Below are 5284 nucleotides of genomic sequence, written 5' to 3'. Positions count from 1 at the left end.
GTAATTCTTGGTGCAGGTACAGCGGGGACCATGATGGCCAACCACCTGACCTCCAAATTGCGAAAAGAAGATTGGCAGGTCACCATTGTAGACCAATATGCCACACATTATTATCAACCCGGTTATTTATTCCTTCCCTTTGATATTTACAAACCCAAACAAATAAGGAAAAAGGGCGTAAAATATATCCCTAAAAAAGCTAACTACATACAGGAGAAAATAGATCTGATCATCCCCGAGAAGAATATCGTGAAGCTAGAGAAAGGGAAAGAATTACCCTATGACGTATTAATTGTAGCTACCGGTTCCAAAACAGCACCGGGCGAGGTAGAAGGGATGCTGGGGCCTAATTGGTACAAGAATATATTCGATTTCTACACCTTTGAAGGCGCTAAAGCCTTACGGGACAAACTAAGGGAATGGAAAGGTGGCAAACTGGTTGTTCATATTACCGAAATGCCTATTAAATGCCCTGTAGCCCCTTTAGAATTTGCCTTTTTAGCAGATGCCTTCTTTAAGGATAAAAATATGCGTGATAAGGTAGATATTACCTTTGTAACCCCACTTAGTGGTGCTTTTACCACTGTAGAGGCTACCAAGGTATTGCAGTACTTGTTGGATGAGAAGGAGATAAAAGTGGTGGGTGATTTCAATATTGAACGCGTAGATCAGGAGAATAACAAGATCATTGACTATGCGGAGACCGAAGTGCCCTATGACCTGTTGGTAACAGTACCAACCAATATGGGTGATGAGGTTATTGCTCGTTCAGGAATGGGAGATGACCTTAACTATATACCTACAGATAAAGGGACCCTACAGACCATCGCACACAAGAATATATTTGCCATAGGAGATGCCACCAATGTTCCTGCTTCCAAAGCCGGATCTGTGGCGCATTTTGAAGCTGAGATCTTAACTGAGAACATTTTGCGATACATTCATGGGGAACCATTAAAAGATGAGTTCGATGGGCACTCTAACTGTTTCATAGAAACAGGTGGAGGGAAAGCACTTTTGATCGACTTTAATTATACCCATGAACCAGTGGAAGGAACATTTCCTTTCCCAGGAATAGGTCCATTGCGATTGTTAAAGGAAAGCAGGATGAACCATATGGGAAAACTGGCCTTTAGGTGGGTCTACTGGAACATGTTACTCAAAGGAGTACCAATTCCGTTTGTTCCTTCAAAAATGTCAGAGAAAGGCAAACAATTTGTACACGCAGAATAAACAATAAAATTCAACACAAAAAATCGATAAAAATGGAAACAACAATTGCAGGTAGAGAAATTCATGTAAATGAAGAAGGATATTTAACCGATTTCAATCAATGGGATAAGGAGATAGGAGAACAACTGGCTAATAAGGAAGGAATTATCCTTACTCCAAGGCATTGGGAAGTCATCACCTATGTACAGGAGAAATTCAAGAAAGAAGAACCCTTGTCTATTCGGGGTATAAAAAATAGCGGAGTGATCAATATCAAGGAATTTTACAGCTTATTCCCGGGAGGACCCTTAAAAAAAGCAACGCTAATTGCCGGAATCCCAAAACCAAAAAGCTGTATTTAACTAAAAACTAAGATCATGAGCAAAACAACAGCAAAAAAAATGCTTTTTATTCTCTCCAAGGCTACACTGGAAAATGTGTATGCGGCCTTTGTAATGGCCAATGGGGCGAGAATGGAAGGAATTGAATCTGAAATATTTTTCACTTTCTTTGGTCTGGAAGCAATTCAAAAGAAGAAGCTGGAGCACTTGCATGTCGCTACTGTAGGAAATCCGGCTATGCATATGCCAACCATGCTGGGTGGATTACCAGGGGTGGAAGCACTTGCTAGTAAAATGATGAAAAAGGAAATGGAAAAACTGGATATGCCTCCTGTAGGGGAGTTCCTGGAGATCCTGTCCGATTCTGGTTGCAGGCTTTGGGCTTGTAAACTGGCCATGGATATGTTCCATTTGGATAAAGACGACCTTATTGATGAGATAGAAGATGTTATTACTATAGGTCAGTTCTATGATAGGGCAAATACAGATAACACCCATATTGTCTTTGTCTAAATATATTTATTGTTGAGAAACAAAGGCATCAATGAAAAAAAACCCAACGTTTTACGTTGGGTTTTTTAATAAGCCACTGTCATTTTTTTGCGTCAGGCACTTTAAATTGATTTGAGAATGTTTGATGGAATGATGCTTAATATAATTTCTTTCTTATTAAAATTTACATCACAGATCTGATAAATTTCTCTGTTGCCATCTAGTTGCAATAATCCTTTGTACTTTCTTTTAGGTAACATAATATTTAGTTTTAATTTTTATTATAATTGACTTATCAGGCAGCTTTATAATGCCAGGCTATCTGCCCTAATTGCCCTACGATCTTAATAGAGTCTTTCATGGAAAGCTTAGAACCATCTGCATGGATCCACCTCTTTAGAGGTTGTTCACAGATCAAGCTCTGAACAGTCGCTTTTCCATAGAATTTCTTCATTCGCATAAAGATCTCCACATCGAACAACCAACGTGTTATAAACCTTTTATCAAACATTGGAGCTATCATTTCACGCTTCATGATCTTGGCACCACATTGGGTATCCTTAAAGGGCATCCCTAATATTGTTTGAATAATAAGGTTGATGGTCTTGCTGATGATCTTTCGGGCCGATTCTTTGGTAATGTCAGCACCCATTCTATTGATACGGGAACCACTGACAATCTTAAAATCTGAATTCTCCAAGGTGTTGACCAAATCATCAAAGTCTCTGAAATCTGTTGAAAGATCTGCATCTAGATACCCCAGATAATCGAATTGTGTGTCCTTGGCCAGGTGTAATAATCCCTGCCTTACCGCTTCGGCCTTCCCGCCATTCTTTTCACAATCATAGATACTGATAGTGTCTTCATTTCCTTTTCTAAGTTCCTGAAGTACTTCCAGGGTTTTATCCGTACTGCCATCATTTACAAAGCATAAATGATATCCCAGGTTTTTTGAGGCAAATTCCTGGAATACAGCACTGGAGAGTCGTTCTTCCTCATTATAACAAGGAATCACCACTCCAACGCAATATTTCTGTATCACTTGTTGTTTTGTCGTTGGACTTGTAGTGTTTGGTAACGTACAAACTCCTAAGATTCGATGGATCCGAGCAGCCATTTCATTTAGGCTTACCGGTTTTTTCATATAATCATTGATACCAAGATCAAATCCGTCTACAATGATAGATTCATTGGTATTACCAGAGAGTACCAATATAGGAGTATCCTGGTTTTGCTCGATCCTTATATGCTTTACAACTTCTAAACCAGACATCCCGGGCATATTGATGTCTACTATTACAAGGTTGGGCTGAAAGCTGTTATAGAGCTCAATACCTTTTGCACCACTATCGGCTATCTGAACTTCAAATCCCAATTCGGTTATCTTTTTTTCTACTGACAGCAAGATTAATTGCTGATCATCAATGGCTAAAATTTTCATAGGTTAAGTATTAAATTAATTTGTTTTTAATGAAACTAGTTTGATTTGGTTATCTAATTTCTTTGCCAAAAGTAGATAGAGTTAACTTCCAAAAAGGACCGACAAAGACGAATGGGGATTTTCTGTAGGTCAATGGCCGTGTTCTGCCTGTGGCCGATAGTGGGCCTACATCACAATATATCTATCTTTATAATGTTATATTTTCCTACAGAATTGTTGCATGAAGCAGACAAATATCTTATTGGTTCTCGCTCTTTTGATTGGTATAGCCTTTCATGGATCTGCTTTATTTTTTACGTTAGAATCCACTTATGACGCCCTTATACACCTTTTCTTTGCGGATCATTACGCAACAAGTTGGTGGGAACCATGGGAACACAGGTGGTATACGGGCTTTACAGTAATGGGATATCCTCCTTTAGCGCATCAATTAATGGCGCTTTTTTCATTTCTAGGTGGCCTTAAGTTCGGACTGTATTCAGTGGCTTTATTAAGTATCGTTTTATTCATAACCGGCGCTTATCGTTTCGGGTTATTGCTCACAGGGAATCGTAGAATTGCCGGCTATACTGCCTTGATGGCCGTTTTTTCTTCCACTTTCATTGAAACTTTGCACATTTTTGGTCAATTACCGAGTATTATTGGCCTTTCAGTATTATTACACGCTCTTCCTGAGATCTATCAATGGATCAGAACAGGAAGGTATTTCAACTTAATTACCGCATTTTCTCTAATAGCAGTGACCGTTACTTCGCATCATGTCACCCCTATTTTTGGAATGGTATTTTTTATTTTTCCCTTGATTGGAATGGCCATCATGGACGATGCCAAGGAGAAAGTCAAAGACGCGAAAAAAATCACCTTCAGGGTATTTCTCAAGTCTTTCCAAAAATTATTTTGGAGAATAGTAGGTTTTGGAATGGGGTCACTCGCACTAATTGTGCTATGTATACTTCCCTACTGGTTAAATTCCAGGGCGAATCCGATTACACAAGTGCCTATCCCTCATGGCTCACGCGATAATTTCCTGGAGGTAACCTCTTCCGGACTTGTATTTTTTATAATTCCCTGGGGAATACTGTTATTTATTTTGCCGTATGTTTTCTATCGCTTTTATAGTAAGCGATATCTCTTTTTTGGTTTATCTATAAGTATTCTTACAATTTTAGGAACCGGCGGAACTACCCCAATTCCAAGAATGGTATTGGGAGACACAGCTTTTAACATCCTTACCTTAGACCGTTTTACCTTATGGGCAACTATCATGGCCCTTCCCATTTTTGGTGAGTTTCTGTACCGTATTGTTGAAGGAGACCTTAGGAAGGCACTTCAGGAGAGATTTGGACCTATGTATCACCGTATCCTGGGAGCATTTCTGGCAGCCGGTATTTTGTTTATGGTGATCTTTACGATGAGTCTTGGCTATTTCAGGCCCTCCCAACCTCAAAAAATTAAGATGCTTCCAATCGTAAATTTCCTAAATCAGGATATGCACGACCAATGGCGATATCTAACGTTGGGATTTGGTGATCAAATGGCATGGCTATCTGCTCAGACAAATGCTATGACGGTTGATGGGAATTATCATTCGGCCCGCCGCTTACCTGAATTAACGAGTAAGGCTATTGAACGATTAGAGAATTCCAAATTCAGGGGGGTGGAAGGTATAGGATCCCTCCAGCAGTTTTTGACGATTCCGGAGAAATACAATCTTAAGTACATTTTTTCGAACGATAAGTTCTATGACCCTATACTGTATTACTGTGGATGGCAACGATTGCAGCAATTGGAAAATGGG

General features: G+C 39.5%; 4 protein-coding genes and 1 pseudogene. 4 read left to right on the top strand and 1 reads right to left on the bottom strand.

The window, feature by feature from the left end; all coding sequences use genetic code 11:
- From Q0X72_RS12995 to Q0X72_RS12985, 3 genes are all read left to right on the top strand, one after another.
- On the top strand, nucleotides 1-1233 hold a 1233-nt coding region (locus tag Q0X72_RS12995), incomplete at its 5' end, for an FAD/NAD(P)-binding oxidoreductase (protein ID WP_297766230.1).
- Nucleotides 1234-1265: 32 nt separating this feature from the next.
- On the top strand, nucleotides 1266-1574 hold the full coding sequence (locus tag Q0X72_RS12990; RefSeq protein WP_297766227.1) for a TusE/DsrC/DsvC family sulfur relay protein: 309 nt from the start codon (nucleotides 1266-1268) through the stop codon (nucleotides 1572-1574).
- 15 nt (nucleotides 1575-1589) lie between these two features.
- Nucleotides 1590-2066, top strand: a complete 477-nt coding sequence (locus Q0X72_RS12985; RefSeq protein WP_297766225.1) for a DsrE/DsrF/DrsH-like family protein — start codon at nucleotides 1590-1592, stop codon at nucleotides 2064-2066.
- A 274-nt stretch (nucleotides 2067-2340) separates the two neighbouring features.
- Here Q0X72_RS12985 and Q0X72_RS12980 read toward each other — a convergent pair whose 3' ends face one another.
- Complete coding sequence (locus tag Q0X72_RS12980) at nucleotides 2341-3486, bottom strand: response regulator (RefSeq protein WP_297766222.1); 1146 nt, start codon at nucleotides 3484-3486, stop codon at nucleotides 2341-2343.
- Between the two features lie 220 nt (nucleotides 3487-3706).
- Here Q0X72_RS12980 and Q0X72_RS12975 point away from each other — a divergent pair.
- Nucleotides 3707-5284 (top strand): annotated as a pseudogene (locus Q0X72_RS12975) (hypothetical protein); the annotation flags it as partial.

Source organism: uncultured Muriicola sp. (genome assembly GCF_947258935.1).
GTDB lineage: Bacteria > Bacteroidota > Bacteroidia > Flavobacteriales > Flavobacteriaceae > Muriicola.
Note: the sequence above shows the minus strand (reverse complement) of the source record. Positions and strands in the feature narration are given on the sequence as shown.

Coding starts and splice junctions, on each gene's coding strand:
- Q0X72_RS12990 (WP_297766227.1), top strand. CDS start 1,266: ATGGAAACAACAATTGCAGGTAGAGAAATTCATGTAAATGAAGAAGGA.
- Q0X72_RS12985 (WP_297766225.1), top strand. CDS start 1,590: ATGAGCAAAACAACAGCAAAAAAAATGCTTTTTATTCTCTCCAAGGCT.
- Q0X72_RS12980 (WP_297766222.1), bottom strand. CDS start 3,486: ATGAAAATTTTAGCCATTGATGATCAGCAATTAATCTTGCTGTCAGTA.